This window comes from Bradyrhizobium sp. IAR9 (assembly GCF_013408065.1).
GTDB lineage: Bacteria > Pseudomonadota > Alphaproteobacteria > Rhizobiales > Xanthobacteraceae > Bradyrhizobium.
The window spans coordinates 258146-282212 of record NZ_JACBZW010000007.1 but is presented as its reverse complement, the minus strand read 5'-3'; the positions used below and the strand labels follow the sequence as shown (position 1 = coordinate 282212).

Here is a 24067-nt window from a genome sequence, read left to right as displayed (position 1 = left end):
CTTCGTTTGCTGTCGTCATCAAACCATGCTGAAGCCGCCGCTGATGCTGATCACCTGTCCAGTGATCCAGCTTCCATGCGGCGATGCCAGCAATGTGACTGTCGGCGCGATGTCTTGCGGCTGGCCCAATCGACGCAGTGGATAGAACTTGGTCAGTTTGTCGCGATTGGCCTCGACCCAGGCCCGGTCATGCGCGGTCTCGATGAGGCCGAGCGAGATCGTGTTGGCCGTCGTGCCGAACCGACCGAACTCGCGGGCCAGCGATTTCATCAGGCCGATGACGCCCGCGCGAGCGGCCGCCACGATCGCTAGCCCGGATTCGCCGACCCGCGACGAGTCGCCGACCAGCGCAATGATCCGGCCGTCGCCGGCCTTCTCGAGATGCGGAGCTGCAGCCTTTGATACGTGGATGGCGCCATAGAGGCAGATGTTGATCTGCTTTTCCCATTCCTCGCGCTTCGTATCTGTGAAGCGGTTGCGCAAAGCGACACCGGCATTGTTCACCACGATGTTCAGGCCGCCGAAATCCTTGACGATGCCGTCGATCATCGTGGTAACCGCAGCAAAATCGGAGACATCGGCCTGGTATGCGATGGCCTTGCCGCCCATCTTTTCGATGTCGGCGACGACGGCGGCTGCGGCATCCTTGGAGCCGTTGTAGTTCACCGCGACCGCGGCGCCTTCCGCCGCGAGGCTCAGCGCAATCTCGCGGCCCACATCTCTTGCCGCGCCCGTGACGAGCGCGACCTTGCCCTTAAGCTTCATGTCCATCGGCTAGTTCCTTGCGATTTGTTGCGTTTTCGATGAGGCGGAAGAGCCGTTCGGGGGAGACCGGCAGCTCGAGGATGTCGATGCCCAGGGGCGAAAGCGCGTCGGCGATAGCATTGGCGATCGCCGCGGGCGCGCCGATGGTGCCGCCCTCGCCCATGCCGCGGAAGCCGCCGAGCGTGGTCGGCGAGTCCTTCTCGATGTGGACCACCTCGATCGAGGGCACCTCGACAGCGGTCGGGATGATGTAATCGACGAGGCTGGCGGTCAGGTTCTGCCCCTCCTCGTTGTAGACGACCTCTTCGTAGAGCGCAGCGCCGACGCCTTGCGCGACTCCACCATGAACCTGGCCATCGACGATCATCGGGTTGATCAACCGGCCGCAATCCTCGGCAACCACGAACCGATCGATCTTCACCTCGTAGGTGTTCGGGTCGATTTCGACGACGGCGAGATGGGCTGCCGTCGCGCTGGTCCCGAATACGGGGTCGTAGGTCTTGGTCGAGGTCAGCTCTTCGCGCTTGTCCGCCGGGATGCGCCCCATCTCCAGATAGACCGCGCGCGCCAACTGGCGGAAGGTCAAGGTGCGATCGGTGCCTACAACGGTGACCTTGCCATCCTCTACAGCGAGATCGTCGGGACTGGCCTCGAGCAGATGCGAGGCCGCCCGCACCAGCTTGTCCTTCACGTCACGTGCTGCGAGCGTCGCGGCGCCGCCGGCGAGCACGGCGCTGCGGCTCGCATAGCTGCCGGTGGCGTTCGGCACGGCGGCGCTGTCGCCCTGAATGATGCGGATGTCCTCGACCCGGCCGCCGAGATGTTCGGCGACGACCTGAGCCAAGGTGGTCTCCAGGCCCTGGCCCACAGCGGCGACGCCGAATGAGGCCGTGACAGCGCCGGTCGAGTCGATCGCGATCTTTGCGGTTTCCGTGCCGGTGTTGATCGGCATGCCCGGCGCAACCGAGATGCGCGAACCGATCCCGGTCAGCTCCGCATAGCAGGCAACCCCAATTCCGAACCAACGGCCCGCTGCCCGAGCCGCCGCCTGCCGCACGCGCAACGCCTGGTAATCCGCCTGCCCGCATGCGGCATGGAGGCATTCGGTGAAGGCGCACTGATCCCAGACGATGCCAGACCCGATGCGATAGGGAAACTCGTTCGGCTGGATCAGGTTCTTCAGGCGCAGCGCCACCGGATCCATCTCCAGCTCGCGCGCTGCCATGTCCATCAACCGCTCCGTGACGAATGTCGATGTCGGCCGGCCCACGCCGCGATACGGGCCCATCGGCGGCTTCGACGTCGCGACGCCGCGTACGCGACCACGATAGTTCGGGATCTTGTAAGGGCCTGGCAGAAAGCTCACGACCTGCACCGGCTCGATCACCGCGGTCCACGGATAGATCGAATAGGCTCCGACGTCGCCGATGACCTCGGCCTTGAGCGCGAGGGAACGCCCCTCCGCGTCCAACGCCAGTTCGGCATCGACGATCTGGTCGAACCCCTGGCTGGTCGAAGCGAGATCCTCCATGCGGTCGCTCGTCCATTTCACGGGGCGGCCGAGCTCCCGTGCCGCGAAGGCAACGAGGATTTCCTCGGCATAGAGCGAGGCCTTGCCGCCGAACCCGCCGCCGACATCGGACGAGAGCACGCGCAATCGGCTTCCGGGCATGTTCAGCGCCTCGGAGAGCGCATCGCGAATGATGCCCGGCACTTGTGTCGATGAGTGCAGGGTCAGTTCGTCCCGGCCCGCGTCATACTCCGCCAGATAGGTCCGGTTTTCCATGGCGAGCGGCGACTTGCGCCTGAACCGGAACCGCCCCGACACGCGCACGGCCGCGTCCGCGATCGCCTGATCGACGTCACCGGTCTTGAACTCGCGGGCGCAGAGAACATTCGTGCCGGCTTCCTCGTGCAGCAACGGCGCGGTAGGTTTGGCCGCCTCCTCGGGATCAATCACGACCGGCATCGGATCGAACTCGATATTGATCAGTTCGAGGGCGTCTTCGGCGAGGTAGCGGCTTTCCGCCACCACCGCGACAACGGGTTCGCCGACGTAGCGCACTTTATTACGCGCCAGCGCCGTGATCGCGGTGGCGTGATAGCCTTTCATCCGCGACGTCGCGAAAATCGCATTCACGCCGGCAATATCGTCTGCAGTGAATACAGCGGCGATGCCGGGCATGTCCCGCGCTTCGTCGCAATCGATGCGCCTGATCCGCGCATGCGAATGATCGCTGCGGCGAAAGGCGACGTGCAGCAGGCCAGGTACGCGCCGGTCATCGACAAAGGCCCCCTTGCCGGTCAGCAAGCGTGCATCTTCGGTTCGCTTGACGCGCGCGCCGACGATCTTCGGCCGCGTGGCGAGACCTTCGACCGAGCCGCTCGCCTCGACGGCCGGGACGGGTTTGCTATCAGTCATAGCAATCCGCTCCCTTGCGCAGGGTCTCCCACTGCGCGGCATCGTGGCCGCAAATTATCGTCGCGCCCTGCGCCTCGATCTCCCTGATCTTCTGGAAGGTCGCGCGGCAGATCTCTTTATTCCAGGTGTTCTTCGGGATGATGTCGGCATCCAGATTACCGCGGATGCTAACCGCATCGGAGCCGAGCAGGAAGCGACCACTGTTGCGAAGCGTTACCAGCGCCCCCATTAGCCCCGGCGTATGGCCTGGCAGGTGGACGAGCCGAATCGTGCCATCGTCGAACAGGTCGATCTCCTCGCTTACCACCTGATAGTTCAGGGGATGATCCCAGTCGGCACGCAAATAGCCCGCTTCCGCGGCGGAAGGTCCCCTCGCGACATCGAGCTCCTCCTTACGGACGAGCAAGCGCGCTTTGCGGAAGAACTGATTGCAGCCGCAATGATCGGTGTGGAAGTGCGAACAGATGACGGCATCGATGTCATCCGCCGTCAATCCGACGGCCTTTAATCCTTCCAACACGTTGTCACCTGCCGGCATGATTGGCGTCATGACGCGCGCCATGCCGCCCCATCGGCCCTCAGGGTCAGTTCCCACTTCGGGATGGCAACCGGTATCGAACAGCACATTGCCCTTCGGGTGGCGGAGCAACACGCATGACACCGGCAGCTCGATCGTCTCGGCACGATCAGCCTCGGGAAAATAGATGCTTTTGCGCATCCGCAGGCGCCCGCCTGAGAGGAAATGCATCTTCATGACGCGCTCTCCTTGTTCGCGCTTGCGAGAACCTCGACCGCCGCCCGGACCGCGCGGACGATGTTTTCGTACCCCGTACACCGACACAGATTGCCGGACAGCCCTTCGCGGATCTCCTCGTCGCTCGCCAACGGCGACTTTTTCAGGAGATCGACCGCGGTCATCAACATCCCCGGCGTGCAGAAGCCGCATTGCAACGCGTGATGGTCGTGGAATGCCTTCTGCACAGGATGGAGGCCGGCCGAAGTAGCGAGGCCCTCTACGGTCGTGATCTCCGCACCATCGAGCTGCGCGGCGAGCAGCAGGCACGACCGTACACTATCGCCGTTCACCAGCACGGTGCAGGCGCCGCAAACGCCGTGCTCGCAGCCGACATGCGTACCTGTCAGTCCGAGCTCAATGCGAAGGAAGTCGGTCAGCAGCAAGCGCGGCTCGACCTCGCGCCGATACACGCGGCCATTGACGTTGATGGAGATCGCGACCGGGTTAGCCATGGCTCGCCTCCGTCGCGCGCGACCAAGCCCTGCGAATGGCGCGCTCCGCCAGCACGCCGACCAGGTGTCGACGATAGTCAGCCGAGGCATGCAGGTCCGTGTTGGGCTCGACCGCGATACGGATCGCGCTAACAGCATCGCTCACGAGAGCGTCGTCGAACGGCCGCGATACCAACAGCGCCTCCGCCTCGCTCGCGCGCATCGGCGTCTCGCCGACGCCCATCATGCCGACCCTCGCGCTGGAGATACGATCGCCATCGCGCTCCAAGCAAATCGCGACACAAGCAAGTGCGAAATCACCGGACCGGCGCGCGACCTCCTCGAAGGCATAGCCCACGCCCGCGCGACATTTGGGGAAGCTGACCGAAACGAGCATCTCACCCTCGGCCAAGTCGGTCGTCAGGGCGCCGACAAAGAAGTCGGCGGCCTTGACCGTCCTACTGCCTTCCGCCGAAGCCAGTTCGAGTTCGGCATCGAGCAACATCGACATCATCGGCAGTTCGGCAGCCGGGTCCGCATGCGAGAGGCTGCCACCGATCGTACCCCGGTTTCGGATTGCGAGATGGGCGACGTACCCCATGGCCTCGCTCAAGACCGGCAAATGGGTCGCGACCAGGTCGGAGACTTCGACGATCCGATGTCGCGTGAGCGCACCGATCCGGATATGCCCGCCTTCGTCCCTGATGTAGGACAAATCGGAGATCCGGTTGATGTCGATCAATACGGACGGGCGCAGCAGGCGGAAGTTGAGCATCGGCAGCAAGCTCTGCCCGCCCGCGAGCAGCTTGCCGTCGCCGTTTGCCTCGGCAAGCGCCGCGGTCGCGGCTTGCACGCTGTCGACGGCGAGATATTCGAAGGGCGGCGGCTTCATCTCAGCACCCCTTGAAATCCGGCTTGCGCTTGTCGGCGAATGCCTTGCGGGCTTCCCGGTAATCGTGACTGTTGGAGGCGCGGTCGATCATCGCCTGGGCCAGAAGGCCGCCGTCCACCATGGCTGCGTCGTTGAGGATGTATTTTGCGCCAGAGATCGAAAGCGGCGCTTTATCCGCAATCTGCGCAGCGAGGCTCGCGGCGTCGTGAAGTGGATCATCGGAGATGCGATCCACCAGGCCGATCTTCAGCGCCTCCCGTGCGCCGATCCTTTCGGCCGTGTAAAGGATGCGCTTGGCGTTGGTCATCCCAACCAGGGACAGCAGCCGTCTAGTGCTGCGGACACCGTAGACGATCGACAGGTTCGCTGCCGGAATGCCAAGTGAGGCAGTCGGTGCCGCAAAGCGGAAATCGCAGGCCATCGACAGATGGCAACCGCCGCCGAGGCAATACCCGGAAATGACCGCAATCACCGGCTGCGGAACACTGGCTATTGCATCGGAACAGGAATCGACCGCCAGTTCATAAGCCGTGCTCGCCGCCGCATCCGCCCGAACTGCATCGAATTCCGACACATCGGCGCCGACGCTGAAGCTTTCGCCGGCGCCGGTCAGAGTGATAGCCCGGACCTCGCGGTTGGCCCCCAACTCCCTGAAGATCGCGGCCATTCCCCTCCACATCGCAAGCGTCATAGCATTGCGCACATGGGGACGATTGATCGTAGCCATCGCTACGGGGCCATCCAGAGTGCAACTGATGTCGGACACGGCATTACCTTGAGAGTTCATCCGAACGTTCATGCGTCAGCGACGCTCTGCCTCTCGACTTGCATGCGAAATTCATCGAAGAACTGTGCGGCAAGCTTCTTGGCGGTTGAATCAATCAACCGCGCTCCGAGCTGAGCGAGCTTTCCTCCAACTTTTGCTTCAGTATAGTACGAAAGCAGGGTGCCGCCGGGCACATCTTCAAGCTGAACTTTCGCCGTCCCGGCGGCGAAACCAGCGATGCCGCCCTGCCCTTCGCCGGCTATGGTGTAGCCGACCCGCGGATGGATATCGAACAGGCGAACCTTGCCCTTGAACTTGGCCTTGATCGGCCCGACCTTGATCACCGCGGTGGCGATGAACTCGTCGTCTACCGTGCGCTCCAGCTCCTCGCAGCCGGGAATGCACTCTTTGAGAACGAGCGGGTCGTTGAGCGCCTGCCACACCTGCTCGCGCGGCGCCTTCAGCTCGATCTTTCCGAACATGTCCATCAGACTATCTCCCGCTCAACGGCGACCGTGTGACCACGTACGTGAAGTGGTGCGACGACCGCCTTCAATCGGTCCGGCAGCGGTACCGGGCGCTTCGAGGCGCGGTCGACATAGACATGGACGAAGTAGCCTTGCGCACATGCCTCATCCCCGTCGTCCGTGAACAGGGCGATCTCGTAGGTGATGCTGGTATTGCCTTGCCGCCCGACCCGCAACCCCACATGGACGACTGACGGAAACGAAATCTCCCTGAAGTACCGGCATTTCGTCTCGGCAACCAGGCCGATGACCTGGCTGCGCCGCACGTCGAGAAATCCCTTCTCGATCAGATACTGCCCAACGGCGGAATCGAATAGCGCGTAGTACACCGTGTTGTTGAGGTGGCTATAGGCGTCATTGTCCATCCAGCGCGTCGTCATCAACTGGAAGTGCGCGTACTCGGCGCGACGGTGGGGTTTGGCACGTTCAGTCATAATGCCCCGCTGTAGATCGCACGCGCATCGTCGAGCGACACTTCGCGCGGGTTATTGACCAAAAGGCGCTGCTGCTTCATCGCCTCCGCCGCCAGTTGAGGCACATCGTTGTCGGATATCCCGACGTCGCGCAGGCGCGTCGGCAGCCCGAGTTGCATCGGCAGTTTCGACAGATAGTCGATCAAGGCCGCGCTGCGCTGCCGCGCGCCACCCTTTTGCTCCGGAAGCAGGACGTCGGCGATCTCCGCATAGAGTAACTCCGCCGCAACCGCGTTGAAACGCAATACGCCGGGCAGAACCAACGAATTGGACAAGCCGTGCGGGACGTGAAAGCGGGCGCCGACCGGATAGGCCAGAGCGTGGACGGCCGCAACCGGAGCATTTGCGAACGCCATTCCGGCCAGCATCGACCCGAGCAGCATGGCTTCTCTCGCGTCGAGATTTCCGCCGTTGGTGCAAGCCTCGTGAATGTTGCCGCCCAGCAGCCGCAGGGCCTCGCGTGCAAGACAGTCGGAGACCGGATTCTTCGATCGCTTCGACGTATAGGCCTCGATCGCGTGCACCATAGCGTCGATGCCGGTCGCAGCCGTGACCGCTGGCGGCAAACCGAGGGTAAGTTCGGCATCCAGCACGGCCCAGTCCGGCAGCAGCACCGGCGACACCACACCCTTCTTTTCGTTCTCACCGGTCGTGACGATCGAGATGGGCGTGACCTCCGAACCCGTGCCGGCCGTGGTCGGGGCAAGGATCAGCGGCAAGCGAGGACCCTTCGCAAGTCCCACACCATAGATGTCCGAGAGGCGCTCCCTGCCGACGGCAAGCAGAGCCACCAGCTTGGCGGTATCCATCGAGCTTCCGCCGCCGATGGACACTACGCCGTCGATCTTGGCGGCCAGCGCTTTCTGCACGCCCGCCATGACGACGTGTTCCGGCGGATCCGCCTCGACGTCGGTAAACATCGTTACGCCAACACCCGCGCGTTGAAGGCCTTCGAGGCCAGGCTTCAGCAGCCCGGCAGCCGCGACGCCGGGATCAGAGACCAGCAGCACCGAGCGACAGCCCAGGCCGGCCGCCAGTTCGCCGATGCGCGCGGAGCTGCCTGTCTCCACAAGCGACGATTTTGTTGATTGAAACGTGAAACCTTGCACGCCGAATTGTTCCCTTGGCCAACTGCGAAGTCACTTGCATAAGTGAACTACTTTTACAGAAGCGTGTCAACCTTCTTGGCGACTGAGGGCGCCCGCGCGTTGCGAAGCGACATTTTGGAACGGCCGGCGATCTCGCCCACGATTCCCTTGCGGAACATCAGTACGCACAGTATGAAGATGGCGCCGATCACGATCGGAATCTTGGTCGACAAGTCTATCGTCAGGCCCATGACTTTGATGACACCGACATCGGCCAGATAGCCCTCCAACGCCACAATGAAGCTGGCCCCCACGATCGGGCCGACGGCGGTGCCGAGGCCTCCGAGCAGGCACATGAGAATGACATTGCCGGACTGGGTCCAGTGCGCATCTGGCAAAGAGGCGAGACCAAGAGTCTGTGCCTTCAATGCGCCGGCGAGCGCAGCAGCCGACGCCGAAATCACGAACGCCATCAGCTTATAGGCGCGGCAATCATAACCGAGCGACACCGCACGCGGCTCGTTGTCGCGGATCGCGAGCAGCACCTGCCCGAACGGCGCCTCCATCAACCGCTGCAAGCCCCAGATGGAACCGGCGACCGAGACGAGCACGAAACCGTACATCACGAGGTCGCTGTCCAGTGGCAGCAGCCCGAGGAGGCGGCCGCGGGGAATCCGCTGCAACCCGTCTTCGGCTCCAGTGAACGGCGCCTGTAGGCAGACGAAGTAGACCATTTGGGCCAGCGCTAGCGTGACCATGGCGAAGTAGATGCCTTGGCGGCGGATCGCCATGCCCCCCATGACGAAGCCGAGCGCTGCTCCGACAAGAAGAGCAAGTCCAAGGGCCAGCTCGGGCGTGAGGCCCCAGACCTTGAGCGCGTGTCCGGCGACATAGGCGCCGAGGCCGAAAAAGGCCGCATGACCAATCGAGAGCAGCCCGACGTTGCCCGTGAAGAAGTTGAACGAACAGGCGAATAGGGCAAAGGCGAGACATTTCATGAGGAAGAGCGGATAGAAGCCACCGAACGGCGCAGCCGCGCCGACAACGAGAACAGCAAGGAGAACTGCGGTAGATGTGCGCATATCAGGCCTCCCGGCCCATGAGGCCGGCGGGCCGCAGCAGCAAGATTGCCGCCATCGCGATGAAAACGATGGTCGACGACACTTCCGGATAGATCACTTTTGAAAGTCCTTCCAATACGCCGAGCGCGAGGCCCGAAAGGATCGCGCCTGACAGCGATCCAAGTCCGCCGATCACGACGACGGCGAAGGTGACGATGAGGAGATTGGAGCCCATCGCCGGTTGCACCTGATAGAGCGGCGCGGCAAGCACGCCGGCGAAGGCGGCGAGAGCCGCACCGAGTGCGTAGGTCACTGTGATCATGACGGGAACATTGATGCCGAGCGCCTGGACCAGGCGCGGGTTCTCGGTGCCCGCGCGCAGGTAGGATCCGAGCTTCGTCTTCTCGATCAGCAGCCAGATGGCACCGCACATCGCAAGCGATGCTGCAACGATCCACAGTCTGTAGACCGGAAGCCGCATGAAGCCGAGATCGACGAAGCCGCGCAGCGCGGACGGAACAGGATAAGGCCGGCCGGCGGCGCCGTAGATGTCACGGAATATGCCCTCGAGAAAGATCGCGAGCCCGAAGGTGAACAGAAGGCTGTAGAGGTGATCAAAGCCGGCGAGTCTGCGCAGGAACAGCCGCTCGATCGCGGCGCCGAACAATCCGACGCCGATCGGCGCGATGGCCAACGACCACCAATAATCGATTCCGAACGCCTGCAAGAGCAGAAGGCCGCCGAACGCGCCCATCATATAGAGCGCGCCGTGCGCGAAATTGATGACGTTGAGCAGGCCGAAGATGATTGCGAGGCCGAGGCTAAGCATCGCATAGAAGCAGCCGTTGACAAGGCCGATCGTGATCTGACCAAGCAGTACCTGCAAGGGGATATCGAACATGGACACCATCTCTAGATACCAAGGACCTGATCCACGGCGTCGGCGTTGCCGTCGAGCTCGTCTCGCGTGAGCTGCATGACGACCTCTCCGCGCTCGACGACGAGGAAGCGGTCGGCCAGCGGCTGGGCGAAATACTTGTTCTGTTCGACCAGCAGCACGGTGTAGCCTAGCTCTTTGAGGCGGATGACGAGGTCGAACAACCTGTCTACGATAACCGGCGCAAGGCCTTCGGAGATCTCATCGAGCAGCAGAATGCGCGCGCCGCTGCGCAGAATCCTGGCGATCGCCAGCATCTGCTGCTCGCCGCCGGACAATCTCGTTCCCTGCGCGCGACGCCGCTCGGCCAGGTTCGGCAGCAGCTCGTAGATTTGCTCGAGCGACATGCCACCCTCGCGCTGCTTCGGCGGCAGCATGAGATTCTCCTCGCAGGAGAGGCTCGAGAAGATGCCGCGTTCTTCGGGGCAGTAGCCGATGCCGAGCCGCGCCACGAGATGCGATTTCATCCCGATCGCTTCGCGCTGATGCACCATGATGGATCCGGTGCGGCGGTCTACCAGGCCGACGATGGCGCGTAGCGTCGTGGTCCGCCCGCTGCCATTGCGCCCGAGCAGAGCGACGATCTCGCTCTGCCTCAGCGACAGGTTCATGCCGTGAAGAATGTGGGATTCCCCATACCAGGCGTGCAGATTGTGCACGTTCAGCGCGGCGGCGCCGGTGTGGATCTCGTTCGTCACGATGCGTGCGCCTCCCCACGCGAGCGGCCGCGACGGTGCTTCGAGCCGAGATAGGCCTCGACCACCTCCGGATTGCCCGCAATCTCCTGATAGGCGCCTTCGGCAATGATCTCGCCGCGCCGTAGCACGGTGATGGTGTCGGCCACCTGAGCGACCATCTTCATGTTGTGCTCGACCATCACCACAGTGCGGCCCTGCGCCGCCCGCCGGATCAGCTCGGTCACGCGATCGACGTCCTCATGGCCAAGCCCCTGGGTGGGTTCGTCCAGCAGCATGACTTTCGGATCGGCCGCGAGCGTGGTGGCGATCTCCAGCGCCCGCTTGCGACCATAGGACAGATCGCCGGCGCGCTCGCGCGCAAAGCTCTCGAGTCCCACCTGCGCCAGCAGCCCGCCTATTCTATCTTCCCCGAAGGTCTCGGCCTTGTCGCCGGACCAGAAACGCAGCGGGGACAGCACTGGACGTTGCAGCGCAAGCCTGACGTTGTCGGCAACCGACAGATTCGCGAACACGGCCGAAATCTGGAATGATCGCACGAGGCCGCGCGCGGCAAGCTGATCGGGCCGCAAGGCAGTCACGTCCTCGGATTCGAAGCTGATCCTGCCGGAGGAGAGCGGAAGGAATCGCGTGAGCAGATTGAACACGGTGGTTTTGCCCGCGCCGTTCGGCCCGATCAATGCGTGAATGCTGCCGCGCCTGATCTTCAGATTGACTCCCGCAACTGCAACGAAACCGCGAAACTCCTTTCGCAGGTTCTGTGCTTCGAGAACGCAATCGTTGGGCGCAGCATGACTGCGCTCGGCCCGGCTCATCCCGCGCTTCCTCATCTGATTTCTGGATCCTGGCGCGGCGTGCCATCACGCAGCATCGAGGTCACTTGACAAAACCATATCAAATTAGTCTAGTTATGCAAGTTAAAAATCGAAAGAGCTGTTTCGGACAATTTCCGAAGCCAAAAGGAGGGAGCAATGGGATTGGTCTATCGGTTCGGGCTGGGCGCCGTACTCGCATTGGGTGCGGTCGGCCCGTCCCTTGCACAGACGGCGGGGATTTCGGACGGCGTCGTGAAGATCGGCGTTTTGACCGACATGTCCGGCCAGTTCTCGCACGAGTCCGGCGAGGGCTCGGTCACCGCGGTGAAAATGGCGGTCGAGGATTTCGGCGGCAGCGTCCTCGGCAAGCCCATCGAGGTCATTGTGGCCGATCACCAGAATCGCAACGAGGTCGCGATCGCAAAGGCCCGCGAGTGGTACGACGTCGACAAGGTCGATTTGATCGCCAACCTGATCAACTCCTCCATCGCGCTCGCCGTCACCAATGTGGCGAAGGAGAAGGGGCGCATCGCCATCGTCAATGGCTCCGGCACCTCACGGCTGACGGGAGACTCCTGCACGCCGAACAGCATTCACTACGCCTATGACACCTACGCGCTTGCGCAGGGCACGGGCAAGGCGCTCATCAAGGAGGGCCTGAAGTCGTGGTACTTCCTGACCGCCGACTACGCCTTCGGACATGCGCTCGAGGCCGACACTAGCGCCGTAGTCAAGGCCAACGGCGGCAACATCGCAGGTACGGTGCGATATCCCATCGATACCAACGACCACGCGGCGTTTCTGCTCCAGGCCCAGGCATCGAAGGCCAACGTCGTGGCGATCGCGGGGTCGGGCACGGTTTTCATCAACGCGCTGAAGTCGGCGCGAGAGTTCGGCGTTACGCAGACGCTGGCCGGCCTTCTGGTCTGGATCACCGACATCCATTCGATGGGACTGCGGTCCGCGCAGGGGCTGGTCTTGACCAACGCCTTCTACTGGGATCGCGACGACGAGACACGCGCCTTTGCCAAGCGGTTTTTCGCCAAGATGAAGCGCATGCCGCACATGGGCGATGCCGGCGACTATTCGTCGACCATGCATTACCTCAACGCCATCAAGGCCGCCGGCACCGACGACGCAAAGACGGTGATGGCCAAGATGCGCGAACTTCCGGTCAACGACTTCTTCGCCAAGAACGGACACATCAGGGAAGATGGCCGCTTCGTCCACGACATGTATGTCTACCAGGTCAAGAAGCCCGAGGAATCCAAATACGAGTGGGACTATTACAAACTGCGGGCGGTCATCCCCGGTGACGAAGCCTTCAGGCCGCTTTCCGAAAGCAAGTGTCCGCTTATCCAGAAATAGCTGGTCCTCCCAGACTTCAGCCGGGCAACGCCCGGCTGCTTTTTTTGCCACCAAAGCGGTCCGGATTGTAACGCATGCGATATTGCATCGCGTGTGCCTGTATGGGGATCTTGCACTCGTCGCATATCACGGTCGGTGTGAAATCGTGACCGCAATCGGTGTGGGTCAGGATCAGCGGCACCTTCCCGTTGGATCTCCACTTGTCACCCCAGGCCATCATTGTGATCAGGGGACCATATAGATCGAACCCCATCGGCGTCAGGAGGTACTCGAAGCGATCCGGTCCGCTTTGGTACATCCTCTTCATGAAGATTCCGCGCTCCACGAGCCGTGTAAGCCGATCGGACAAGATATTGGGCGCGATCCCGAGCTCGGACTGGAGCTTATCGAATCGCCGTGCCCCGAAGAACGCTTCCCGGATCACCAGGAAGCTCCAGCGGTCCCCGATGACCTGCAGAGCGCGTGAGACTGAGCTCGGTCTGCCACGATTGAACGGTTCATCATCCGATGACCGGCGCGAGCGCTTGGTCGGCTCAACACAGACAAGCCCTGCGCCGGGGCCATCGTGATAGGTGACGTGCCGCGCCGTCACCTTGTTCAGACAATGGGAGCACGCAACGAACGGCTTGCTCACCTTGGCGCAATCGGCATGCACGAGTTGCAGGGGGACGCCATGGTTCTCGGAGAGCCACTTGTCCCCGAACTGCATGAGAGCCATGAAAGTCGGGTAGAGATCTATGCCCGATCGAGTCAGGCGGTATTCGACCCAGCTCGATGTCTCGGAATACTCGATCCGCTTGAAGATTCCTTCAGACACGAGGCGCTGCAGCCGGTCCGTCAGGGTCGCTCTCGGGATAAGCAGCATCGAGCGGAATTCTTCGAAACGACGGGCTCCGAAAAACGCCTCTCTGATTACGAGGAAGGTCCACGCATCCGACAGGATGATGACAGTACGCGCGACCGAGCAATTTCGCTCCCGGAGGCCGGGCATTCCCTTGGACTTACTGGCCGGCCGAGTCTTTCGTGCGCTTGGGCTGCTGACGGGGTTTGTGCGAGCCAAATAATCGCTCCGGCGCTGCAAATCGCTCTGGTTCCTCTTCGGCTGAAGAATGCTTCGAAATGGCCGAAAATCAACTCATTGCTCAAAACACAACTAGACTACAAAACGCCAGTTCACAACGGCAGAATGTCGGCCGCAGGCGGTCCCGGATCTCTCTTCGCCGACGGAGCCCTCCGGTCCAACTGCTCTTGATGATCGGAACGCTCCAGCAAACGTGCTTCTGGCCGTCGAGAGCTTGTTTCCGATCGGACTATTGTTGGACTCCATCGCGCGGTTTTCGCGGGATGATCAGGACATCCCAATCGGATTGTACGCGTCAGTGGGGTGGGACTAACGGGTCGCTGTCGGAAAGACAATCGACCTCCCTGTTGCCCCAGATACGGCCCCGCTCTGTTTCGCCGGCTGTAGCGTAATCAAAACACAGGCACCGTCTCACCCATTGCACAATCTGAGCCGCGATGCCGCGATCCGATGCAGGATCTGCCACACCCATCTGATAATTCGCGACAGCAGCACGCCACGCGGTCGCGAAGGCGCGTGGGATGTGGCCGAGCAGCGCTGGACAGTCAGCCACAATACGATCTCCGTCCGCGCGGCATGCATCGGCGCCGGCTACGTATGGTGTGCGGAGGACTGGATCGGAAGCGAACTACGAACCGGTAGCTCAAGCCGCTCTCCTGCGCTCCGCCTAGGTGCCATCATCCGCAAGACAGCCGCCGAGGCCGCCACAAGCAAGCGCAATTCTGGCGCCCTGCGACAAGAAGGGCTTCAGGATTCCCGGCGGAGCCGGGCCATGACCCCCGGCGCAGTGCAATTCTTTACCGTCGCAAATGGGATGGCTCTCGCACAGACCCGCAATAATTTTCCGGCGGTCCAAGCGATCCTGTCCTGCCTCTAAGAGGGAACGATCCTTCCAATCGACACGGCGCTCGAGGTCGAGGGCAAATACTTCGTGACGCTGCTGGCCGGGCCGACTGCCCGCAACATGATCCGGTCGCTCTTTGTGAACAAGCTGGCACTCGAAAAAGGCGCAGCCCGGCCGAAGAACGTTCCCCCCGTCGAAGTGAACACGGTTGGCATCATCGGCGACGGCTTGATGGGTTCCGGCATAGCGCATGTCTCGGCGAAGGCCGGCATGTCCGTCGTCGTGCTGGACCGAACGGTCGAGGATGCCGCCAAGGCGATCGCCTACACGAGGAAACTGATCGACAAGGACGTTGCGCGGGGTAAGATGACCCCGGAACAGGCGGATGCCTTTGTCGCTCGCTTGCGGCCGACGGCGGACTACGCTGACCTGCGCGGCGTGGATCTCGTTGTCGAAGCCGTGTTCGAGCAGCCCGACGTGAAGGCGGATGTTATCCGGCAGACCGAAGCGGTCATTCGCGAGGACGTCGTGTTTGCCTCCAATACTTCAATGATCCCGATCGGTGACTTGGCCAAGCACTCAAGGCGGCCCGAGCTGTTTGTCGGAATGCACTTCTTCTCACCCGTTGAGCGGATGCCCTTGCTCGAAATCACCCCTCACAGAGGAACCGGTGAGCGTGCCGTCGCCGTGGCATTCGACTACAATCGTAGCATCCGCAAGACGCCGATCGTCGTCAAGGATGTCCGCGGCTTCTTCACCAATCAGGTTTTCCCGCCTTACGTACACGAGGCCATATTGATGACGATGGAGGGCGTTCGGCCGGCCCTCATCGAGAACTGTGCCAGGACTCTCGGCATGCCGATCGGCCCTCTTGCGGTGCTCGACGACACGACGCTCAAGCTGGGCCTCGACGTACAGGAAGCGGCACGCAAGGAGCTGGGCGACAACTATGTCCCGAATGGCACGGAGCCGTTCTTCGAAATGATGGTGAACCAAATCAACCGAGCCGGAAGGCGGTTTGGAGCGGGCTTCTACGACTATGGTCCCAAGGGTGAACGTCTCGGTTTGTGGGCAGGCATGGAGAAGCACTACCCGCTCGTCGCGGCACAGCCCTCGCCCGAAGACGTTAAGCAGCGGCTGCTCTATGCGCAGCTCGTCCCGACCGCGCGCTGCTATGAAGAAGGTGTCGTGCAGGATCCTCAATCGGCCGATCTGGGAGCGATCCTCGGCTGGGGTTTTCCCGTGTGGACCGGCGGCCCCCTCTCCTACATTGATACGATCGGCATAGCGACCTTCGTCGATACCTGCGACGATCTGGCTCGGCGTCATGGAGATCGATTCAGCGCGCCGCAGTTATTCCGGGAATTGAAAGCGAAGCACGCGAGCCTTTATGCGGATGCCGCCTGATGAAACCGGATCGGCAGTCCACCCTGGTGAAGGATTCTGCGGGCCGACATCATCGTGGATTGCGCCGGATCGTTGCTTGGAAAGCCGGTCAAGAGGATCTGATCTATTCGTGCGAGGTGCGCCATGGACGGTGACTTTGGCCAAGCATCATTTCGATCGCTGACCGGCGACCTCGCTCGATTTGTGCTCGGTTACCGAACTGAGGGCATAGACCGCAAGGCGTTCACGGTGGCCAAACACTGCATCCTCGACTGGTATGGGGTGGCGCTTGCCGGCTCTGCGGAGCCGGTCGCCAAGGCAGTCCGCGAAGAAGCCTGTCTGTGGTCTTCAGGTCCATGCACTGTCATCGCTTCCGGATCGCGTACCGGACCCGTGGCTGCGGCTCTCGCCAACGGAACAGCATCACACGCTCTCGACTTTGACGATGTACACAAGAATATCGGGCATCCCACCGTCGCCATTTTTCCGGCTGTGCTCGCCGTCGCCGAGGAGCGGCAGAGCACCGGCCTCGAGGCGCTTCGAGCCCTTGTCGCTGGGATCGAGGCTGCGGCACTTGTCGGCGCCTGGGCGCTACCCTCCCATTACCGCAAAGGCTTCCATACGACCGCGACGATCGGCTCTTTCGGCGCCGCCGCAGCTGCTGGCTGCCTCATGAACCTGGACGAGCGGCAGATGACAATGGCGCTGGGGCTGGCCGGCACGCAGGCCGCGGGACTCAAGTCGATGTTCGGGTATATGGCCAAGCCGTTTCACGCCGGCAAGGCCGCCTCGAATGGCGTACTGGCGGCAAGGCTCGCGGCCGCGGGCGTCACCGCGCATGAGGATGTCATCGCAGCCGAACAGGGTTTCATACAGACGCTGAGCGAGAGTTCTATTCCGCCGACGTTCGAAGCTCCTGGCCGTGGCATCAACATTCTCGATACGCTCTTCAAGTACAACGCCTCCTGCTATCTCACGCACTCCGCGATCGAGGCCGTACGTAGCATCCGCGAACGAGGCGTCCCGGCCTCGTCAATGCATTCGATCGAGATCCATGTCGGTTCAGCCAGTCTTGGTGTCTGCAATATTGAAGCTCCCTCGACCGGCCTCCAAACCAAGTTCAGCTTGCGCCACACCGCGGCATTGTCCGCCCTCGGATACGACACCGCGGCAATTGACACCTATTCGGATGCAAACGCCGTCGATCCCGTGGTGGTCGAACTGCGAAAGCGTGTCAGCGTCTTGGGAGATTACAAGGACGGCTCGGGAGCGCACGTAGTCGTCAGGACCGCGGACTCGGATATCCATCAAGAGATCGACGTCGGCATACCGGAATCGGATATGGACCTGCAAGGGTGCCGTTTGCGCGAGAAGTTCAGAAGCCTCGCGGCACCGGTACTCGGGCTTGCACGAGTCGAACGGCTTGCGGAAGCGATCGAAGGGATCGACCTCCTGAATGACCTGTCGTCAATGCATGCCGAGATCGCCGCGCCCTAACGCGATCGTCGGAGACGAGAGCGGCAGACGACACGCCCAACAATCCTACTTGTCGTTAATGTCGGAGCGCTCCCGGCATATTTCCGGGGCTCCGGCATCCGACGTCTCACGGCATTCAAGCGAAGCCGCCGCGTCAAGACGCATCATCCAGGATCAACGCCGCCCCCTTTTCGCCGATCATCATGGATGGCGCATTCGTGTTGCCGGAAGCTATCGTTGGCATGATCGAGGCATCCGCTACCCGCAGGCCCCCGACGTCATTCACTTGCAACCGGGAATTGATTACCGCGCTATCGCCAGAACCCATCGCGCATGTGCCGACGGGGTGATACATCGTTCCTCCGTGCGAACGCACGAAGCCTTCCAGTTCGGCATCATCGGCGATATTGAGCTGCTCGGACGGCGCCAAGCGATGCACGAGGATTTCCCTGATCTTGGGCGTCCCATAGATCCGGGCGACCAAGCGCAGCGCCACCATCAGTGCGGTCAAGTCATCACGATGCGAAAGATAGTTCGCCCGGATGACCGGAGCATCGGCAGGATTTGGCGATTTCAGCATGACTGTACCGCGCGACTTCGGGCGCAAGTAGGCGACAGATGCTGACCAGCCGGGGAAGTCATGCAGCCCGCTCGGCTGTCCGGTCACCATGGACTGTGATGAAAAGGCACGGAAGCCGATCTGAACGTCGGGAGTCTGGGCATCGGATAGGGCGCGGCAGAAGATGTACGCCGAGCTGGCTCCGGTCGTCAAAAGACCTCGTCCAGACAGAAAATAACGCAGAATGTGAGGAAGGAGCCTCCACCCACCGGTTTCGCCGTTGAAGCTGTAGCCTCTGCGCACCTCGTGAACCCAATGAACATACATGTGGTCTTGCAGATTGGCACCGACCCCTGGCGCGTCCCGGACGACCTCTAGTCCGTGTTCTCGCAGATGCTGCGCGGGGCCGATACCGGACAACATGAGCAGGTGTGGCGAATTGATCGCTCCGGCACAGACCACAATTTCGGCACGGGCCTGGACCTGACCTGTTTCACCGTCGCGGCGAAGCTGTACGCCTGTTGCGCGCCCTTCCGTAACGAGGATCTTTTCCACAAGCGTATCCGTCCAGACCGCCAGATTGCTCCGACGTCTGATCCGTGCGAGATAGGCGGTCGCCGCGGTGTGACGGCGGCCCCGCTCATCGATGTTATGGTCGATCCAACCCACCCCCTCCTGCACCTGGCCATTGAAATCGTCATTCAATGGCAGCCCCGCCTCGATACCGCCTTCGATAAACGCTCGCGTAGCGCGATAGATCGAGGTGCCGGCTGGCTGCCTTTGACGCGTTCCCGTGACGCGCATCATGCCGCTTCCGCCATGCAGCGAACTTCCTCCGCCCCAGTAACTTTCAAGCTTGCGATAGTATGGAAGCACCTCGTCCCATGACCAACCACGAGCGCCCAGGCTTTCCCACAGGTCGTAGTCTGCTGGCTGGCCTCGAACGACTGCCATACCATTCACAGCGCTGCAGCCGCCCAGCACTCGACCTCTGGGCCAATAGACCATCCTTCCGTTGAGCTCTGGCTCCGGTTCTGTGAAGTACGGCCAAAGGAGGTTCGGACTTGCCAAAACTTTCTGCATGCCGGCAGGTACGTGGATCCACATGCTGCGGTCGGCGGGACCGGCCTCCACGAGCAGAACGGAGCGTTTTGGATCAGCCGACAGCCTGTTCGCGATGACGCAGCCGGCGGAGCCGGCGCCGATGACGATGTAGTCGAATGCTTTCGGCATTGCTTCGCACCAATGAGAGATAGTCAAAAATACCTGATCGGCGCTCTATCGTCGCAAAGCCCGGCGTTTGGTCTGGCCTTCCGGGAAATGTGATGCCGAAAGGTCATGGATGCCAGGCGGCCCGGATGCGCAAGCATAGCTTACCGATCCAGGCTCGGAATGCGTGAGACCACATATCACAAGTGTGATCGTTTGCGGTCTCCAGAGCCAACCTCCTTGCCGACGACATCCACGTTGCGCAGTTTCGACAGCACCGTCACCAAAAGACGAAACGACAACGGAGGGAATATGCAGTCCAAATCGCTCACAACCGCCTGCATAGCGTTGACCTGGGCCATCGCTTATTGTGCGCCTGAAGCGTTCGCCCAAAAGAAATATGACCCCGGTGCAACCGACACCGAGATCAAAGTGGGCAACATCATGCCATACAGCGGACCTGCTTCGTCCTACTCGCTGATTGGCCGGACGCAGGCCGCCTATTTCCAGAAGGTCAACGACGAAGGAGGTATCAACGGTCGCAAGCTCGTTTTCATTTCGTATGATGACGCCTACAGCCCGCCGAAAGCGGTCGAACAGGCACGCAAGCTCGTCGAGAAAGATGAAGTTTTGTTGATCTTTTCGCCGTTGGGCGGCCCGTCAAATCTGGCGATACAGAAATATCTTAATTCCAAGAAGATTCCACAGCTCTTCGTTGCTACTGGCACCACACGATGGGGTGATCCCAAGCACTTCCCCTGGACGATGGGATTTCAGCCGAACTACCAGAGCGAAGGTCGCATTTATGCGAAAGACATTCTTCAGAACCATCCAAACGCCAAGATCGCCGTGCTGTGGCAGAACGACGACACTGGACGAGACCAGGTCAAAGGGCTGCGAGACGGACTGGGCGACAAAGCCAGCATGATCATTGCTGATGCGTCGTTTGAGGTGACAGACCCGACGATCGACTCGCAAATCGCAAGGTTGAGAGACTCGGGGGCCGATATTTTCGTCTACTGGGGCATACAAAAGGCCGCAGCACAAGCGATCCGCAAGATCGCCGAGCTACGCTGGAAGCCCGTGTTTTACCTGAGCAGCACCTCAAGCTCGATTGGGACTGTTCTCCAACCGGCCGGATTTGAGAACTCGATGGGGATCATTTCGGCAGGTTATCTGAAAGATCCGACAGATCCCGACATGAAGACTCACCCCGACGTCCTGCGATATCATGCCTTCTTGGACAAGTATCTGCCACAAGTCGACAAATCCAATAACACGGCGGTCTACGGATATGCTTCTGCGGAGTTGATGGTCGAGGTTCTGCGGCGATGCAGTGATAATCTTACCCGCGAGAACGTCATGAAGCAGGCGAGCAGCCTCAAGCAGCTCAAGATCGAGATGCTCCTTGATGGCGTCACCGTCACCACCGGTCCCGATGACTTCTTCCCGATCGAACAGATGCAGCTGATGAAGTTCGATGGCCAGAGGTGGAAATTTATGGATGGGCTGATCGACGGTGCGGTCGGAAGTGCAAAGGGGGATTGATGGAAGCCAGCGACCACGCTAGTGAGCTTGTGGGCTCGCGGAGTGCGGTCGCCCGCCATTCTCGGCTTCCGCAAGCATCCTCTGCCCCACCAACTCTAAAGCATGATCCGGAAACGCGAAGCGGTTTTCCAGAAAGATCATGCGCAAACCAAACCTAAAGCGCGACAATGATGCATCCAACGCACATCGCGCTTTAGGCGGCGAACTGGCTCACATACTTGATAGTCTGAAACTCCTGCAATCCTTCGATGCCACCTTCGATCCCGATGCCGCTGTATTTGTAACCTCCGAATGGCGTTTCGGGCAGCGATGCCTGCCAGTGATTGACGATGACGTTGCCGCTTTGGATCGCTTCGCAGGCAGTTGCTGCATTCCGCATATCATTCGTCATTACGTAGGACGCGAGCCCGAACGGAAGTCGATTGGCGAGACGTATTGCATCCTCCATGGTCCGGAATGGCGCAGTGGCCGCGAGCGGACCGAACGGCTCCACGTTCGACGCCATGCAATCATCATCGACATTTGAGAGCACTGTGGGGCGATAGAAGAAGCCCCGATCTCCGCAGCGACGACCGCCGGCGGACACGGCGATGCCGCGAGCGTGCGCATCTTCGACGAAACGTTCCACGCTCTCGACGCGGCGCACATGCGCCAGCGGCCCCATCTTGGTTCGCGGGTTCAGGCCATCGCCAACCACGATAGCTTCGGCGAGTTCGGATAATTTCGCTGCGAAGCGGTCGTGGATCGCTTCATGCACGAAGAACCGAGTTGGCGACGTGCACACTTGGCCGGAGTTGCGGAATTTCGCTGTTGCGGCGGCGACGGCGGCGAGTTCGGGATCGACGTCGCCGAAAACCAGGACGGGCGCATGCCCCCCGAGCTCCAAAGTCATCCTCTTCATGGTCTGCACAGCCAACGCCCCGACTTGCTGTCCGACCTGGGTGGAGCCCGTGAACGTCACACCGCGCGTAATCGGGGACTCCAACAACGCCTGCGAAATCAGCCGAGGAGCACCGAAAACGACGTTGAGAACGCCCGCCGGAAGGCCGGCGTCCTTCAGTGCGCCAGCGATCGCAAGGGCCGTTGCAGGTGTCTCTTCGGCCGGCTTGATGATGACTGAGCAGCCCGCGGCGAGCGCGCTGGAGATCTTCCGCGCGGGCGTGATTGCGGGCGCATTCCAGGGGGCGAAGGCCGCGATCGGCCCTAGAGGCTCGCGGATCGCGATCTGCTGGATGGCGCGATTGCGCGAGGGGATCACCCGTCCGTAGGCGCGGCGTCCCTCCTCCGCGTTCCACACGAACATACCCGCGGCCGTCTCGACCTCGACGCGAGATTCCGCGATCGGCTTTCCCAATTCCAACGTGATCAAACCCGCAATCTGGTCAGATCGCTCCTGGATCAGCACGGCGGCGCGCTGCAGGATACGACTGCGATCGATTGCAGGCATCCTGCTCCACGTGTCATGCCCACGCGCCGAGCTCGCCAACACCTCTTCGAGATCGGCCGCGCTTGCGTGCGGCAGATCCCCGAGCCCCGAGCCCGTCGTAGGATTCAACACTGTTTCTGCGGCGCGACCTTCGCCGTCACGCCAATGACCGTCGATGAAAAGTTTAAGCGCTGGATAGTCAACCATCTCGTATCTGCCAGTTCAGGACGACGCGGGCCCGGCAGCACCCGCAGATCGCCGACGCGCGCCGCACATTACTTCGACGCGCTGACCAGGGGACAATGGCCGTCCTTGATCGGACGGAATGCCTTTTCTCCGGAAACGGTGTCCAGGATCTTGTAATAGTCCCACGGATATTTAGACTCGTTGGGTTGCTTGACCTGCAGGAGGTACATGTCGCGGATTACGCGACCGTCCTCACGGATCGACGCATTGACGGTGTAGAAGTCGTTGATTGGGAGCTTCTTCATCTCTGCCACCAGCGCGGCTCCCGATTCGCTCTTGGCCGCGTCGATGGCTTTCAGATAGTGAGTGACTGCTCCATAGACGGCGGCCTGGAGACTGCCGGGAGCCTTCCCATTGAAGCGAGCCATGAATCGCTTGCTCCATTCGCGGGTCTTGTCGTTCATGTCCCAATAGAAGCTGTCGGCGAAAATCAGGCCCTTGGCACTGGGAAGGCCCAGCGCGTGAATGTCAGGCAGGTTCACCAGCAAAGCAGCAATGCTCTGGCCAGCCGTCGTGAGGCCGAACTCGTTGGCCTGCTTCAGCGCATTCATCATGTCGGCACCTGCGTTGGCGAGCCCGACGACCTGGGCCTTTGAAGCCTGTGCCTGCAGGAGATAGGACGAGAAGTCGGACGAATTGAGCGGGTGTTTGGCAGAGCCCAGAACAGTGCCGCCATTGGCGAGCACGACCTTGGAGGCTTCTGCCTCGAGCGCCTGACCGAAGCTGTAGTCGGCCGTGAGGAAAAACCAGCTCTTCAGCCCCTTCTGCACCAGCGGCGCCGTCGCGACGTTCGCCAACGCGAAGTTGTCGTACGCCCAGTGCACTCCGTTCGGCGAACAGGCCTTGCCAGTCAGCTCGGGCGTCCCGGGACCGGTGGCGAGCAGCACTTTGTCTTTCTCGCGAGACAGTTGCTGGACGGCGAGCGCTACGCCTGACGACACCACTTCGGTGATCGCATCGACGCCCTCGGTGTCGTACCAGCGGCGCGCAATTCCGAGGCCCACATCGGCCTTGTTTTGGTGATCCGCCGAAATGATCTCCACCGGCATACCGGCGACCTTGCCGCCGTAATCCTCTATCGCCATTCTGGCGGCCAGCACCGAGCCTGCGCCGACGTTATCGGCATAGGGCCCCGACATATCAGTCAGCACACCGATCTTAACCGTGCCCTTGGCAATCTCGGCCGATGCCGACGAGACAAGCGATAGGGCCGCCAAGGTTACGAGCAAGGTCTTCGCCTTCACAGTGTTCTCCCT

21 protein-coding genes are annotated in these 24067 nt (G+C 61.4%); 4 read left to right on the top strand and 17 right to left on the bottom strand.

All coding sequences use genetic code 11. The features are described from left to right. Positions 1 to 18 precede the first annotated feature (18 nt). From GGD67_RS20765 to GGD67_RS20705, 13 genes are all read right to left on the bottom strand, one after another. Positions 19 to 771 (bottom strand): SDR family oxidoreductase, encoded by a 753-nt coding sequence (locus tag GGD67_RS20765; protein ID WP_179735447.1) that lies wholly within the window; start codon positions 769 to 771, stop codon positions 19 to 21. Beyond that, positions 755 to 3187, bottom strand: coding sequence for a xanthine dehydrogenase family protein molybdopterin-binding subunit (locus tag GGD67_RS20760; protein WP_179735445.1), 2433 nt, complete (start codon positions 3185 to 3187; stop codon positions 755 to 757). The genes GGD67_RS20765 and GGD67_RS20760 overlap by 17 nt, the downstream gene beginning before the upstream one ends. Further along, on the bottom strand, positions 3180 to 3941 hold the full coding sequence (locus GGD67_RS20755; protein WP_179735443.1) for an N-acyl homoserine lactonase family protein: 762 nt from the start codon (positions 3939 to 3941) through the stop codon (positions 3180 to 3182). Before GGD67_RS20755 ends, GGD67_RS20760 begins: the two co-directional genes overlap by 8 nt. Continuing rightward, entirely contained in the window at positions 3938 to 4435 is a 498-nt protein-coding gene (locus tag GGD67_RS20750) for a (2Fe-2S)-binding protein (protein ID WP_179735441.1), read from the bottom strand. Before GGD67_RS20750 ends, GGD67_RS20755 begins: the two co-directional genes overlap by 4 nt. Next, entirely contained in the window at positions 4428 to 5306 is an 879-nt protein-coding gene (locus GGD67_RS20745) for a xanthine dehydrogenase family protein subunit M (RefSeq protein WP_179735439.1), read from the bottom strand. The genes GGD67_RS20750 and GGD67_RS20745 overlap by 8 nt, the downstream gene beginning before the upstream one ends. Position 5307: 1 nt before the next feature. After that, positions 5308 to 6033, bottom strand: a complete 726-nt coding sequence (locus GGD67_RS20740; RefSeq protein ID WP_246784404.1) for an enoyl-CoA hydratase-related protein — start codon at positions 6031 to 6033, stop codon at positions 5308 to 5310. A 68-nt stretch (positions 6034 to 6101) separates the two neighbouring features. After that, positions 6102 to 6560 (bottom strand): carbon monoxide dehydrogenase subunit G, encoded by a 459-nt coding sequence (locus GGD67_RS20735; RefSeq protein WP_179735436.1) that lies wholly within the window; start codon positions 6558 to 6560, stop codon positions 6102 to 6104. Next, on the bottom strand, positions 6560 to 7033 hold the full coding sequence (locus GGD67_RS20730; protein ID WP_179735434.1) for a thioesterase family protein: 474 nt from the start codon (positions 7031 to 7033) through the stop codon (positions 6560 to 6562). Before GGD67_RS20730 ends, GGD67_RS20735 begins: the two co-directional genes overlap by 1 nt. Continuing rightward, positions 7030 to 8181, bottom strand: a complete 1152-nt coding sequence (locus GGD67_RS20725) for an iron-containing alcohol dehydrogenase (protein WP_179735432.1) — start codon at positions 8179 to 8181, stop codon at positions 7030 to 7032. The genes GGD67_RS20730 and GGD67_RS20725 overlap by 4 nt, the downstream gene beginning before the upstream one ends. Positions 8182 to 8234: 53 nt before the next feature. Continuing rightward, positions 8235 to 9242, bottom strand: a complete 1008-nt coding sequence (locus GGD67_RS20720; protein WP_179735430.1) for a branched-chain amino acid ABC transporter permease — start codon at positions 9240 to 9242, stop codon at positions 8235 to 8237. Position 9243: 1 nt separating this feature from the next. Then, a complete protein-coding gene (locus GGD67_RS20715) occupies positions 9244 to 10131 on the bottom strand; it encodes a branched-chain amino acid ABC transporter permease (RefSeq protein ID WP_179735428.1) in 888 nt (295 codons plus the stop codon). Positions 10132 to 10133: 2 nt separating this feature from the next. Beyond that, positions 10134 to 10859, bottom strand: a complete 726-nt coding sequence (locus tag GGD67_RS20710; protein WP_409411122.1) for an ABC transporter ATP-binding protein — start codon at positions 10857 to 10859, stop codon at positions 10134 to 10136. Continuing rightward, positions 10853 to 11668, bottom strand: a complete 816-nt coding sequence (locus GGD67_RS20705) for an ABC transporter ATP-binding protein (RefSeq protein WP_210286567.1) — start codon at positions 11666 to 11668, stop codon at positions 10853 to 10855. The genes GGD67_RS20710 and GGD67_RS20705 overlap by 7 nt, the downstream gene beginning before the upstream one ends. Positions 11669 to 11824: 156 nt before the next feature. On the opposite strand from GGD67_RS20705, the gene GGD67_RS20700 reads away from it, so the two are divergent. Further along, positions 11825 to 13036, top strand: coding sequence for an ABC transporter substrate-binding protein (locus GGD67_RS20700; protein WP_179735424.1), 1212 nt, complete (start codon positions 11825 to 11827; stop codon positions 13034 to 13036). A gap of 16 nt (positions 13037 to 13052) precedes the next feature. On the opposite strand, the gene GGD67_RS20695 is transcribed toward GGD67_RS20700, so the two are convergent. Further along, positions 13053 to 14027, bottom strand: a complete 975-nt coding sequence (locus GGD67_RS20695) for a helix-turn-helix domain-containing protein (protein WP_179735423.1) — start codon at positions 14025 to 14027, stop codon at positions 13053 to 13055. A 1021-nt stretch (positions 14028 to 15048) separates the two neighbouring features. On the opposite strand from GGD67_RS20695, the gene GGD67_RS20690 reads away from it, so the two are divergent. Then, positions 15049 to 16368 (top strand): 3-hydroxyacyl-CoA dehydrogenase NAD-binding domain-containing protein, encoded by a 1320-nt coding sequence (locus GGD67_RS20690; RefSeq protein WP_179735421.1) that lies wholly within the window; start codon positions 15049 to 15051, stop codon positions 16366 to 16368. 123 nt (positions 16369 to 16491) lie between these two features. Next, positions 16492 to 17844 (top strand): MmgE/PrpD family protein, encoded by a 1353-nt coding sequence (locus GGD67_RS20685; RefSeq protein WP_179735418.1) that lies wholly within the window; start codon positions 16492 to 16494, stop codon positions 17842 to 17844. Positions 17845 to 17977: 133 nt separating this feature from the next. Here the strand turns inward: GGD67_RS20685 and GGD67_RS20680 are convergent, their stop codons facing one another. Then, on the bottom strand, positions 17978 to 19615 hold the full coding sequence (locus tag GGD67_RS20680; RefSeq protein WP_179735417.1) for a GMC family oxidoreductase: 1638 nt from the start codon (positions 19613 to 19615) through the stop codon (positions 17978 to 17980). A gap of 288 nt (positions 19616 to 19903) precedes the next feature. Between GGD67_RS20680 and GGD67_RS20675 the strand changes: the two genes are divergently transcribed. Next, positions 19904 to 21139, top strand: coding sequence for an ABC transporter substrate-binding protein (locus tag GGD67_RS20675; RefSeq protein WP_179735569.1), 1236 nt, complete (start codon positions 19904 to 19906; stop codon positions 21137 to 21139). 193 nt (positions 21140 to 21332) lie between these two features. Here GGD67_RS20675 and GGD67_RS20670 read toward each other — a convergent pair whose 3' ends face one another. Both GGD67_RS20670 and GGD67_RS20665 read right to left on the bottom strand, forming a co-directional pair. After that, complete coding sequence (locus GGD67_RS20670) at positions 21333 to 22772, bottom strand: NAD-dependent succinate-semialdehyde dehydrogenase (RefSeq protein ID WP_179735415.1); 1440 nt, start codon at positions 22770 to 22772, stop codon at positions 21333 to 21335. A gap of 68 nt (positions 22773 to 22840) precedes the next feature. After that, positions 22841 to 24055: an ABC transporter substrate-binding protein gene (locus GGD67_RS20665; protein WP_179735413.1), complete on the bottom strand. Its 1215-nt coding sequence runs from the start codon at positions 24053 to 24055 to the stop codon at positions 22841 to 22843. Between the last annotated feature and the right edge of the window lie 12 nt (positions 24056 to 24067).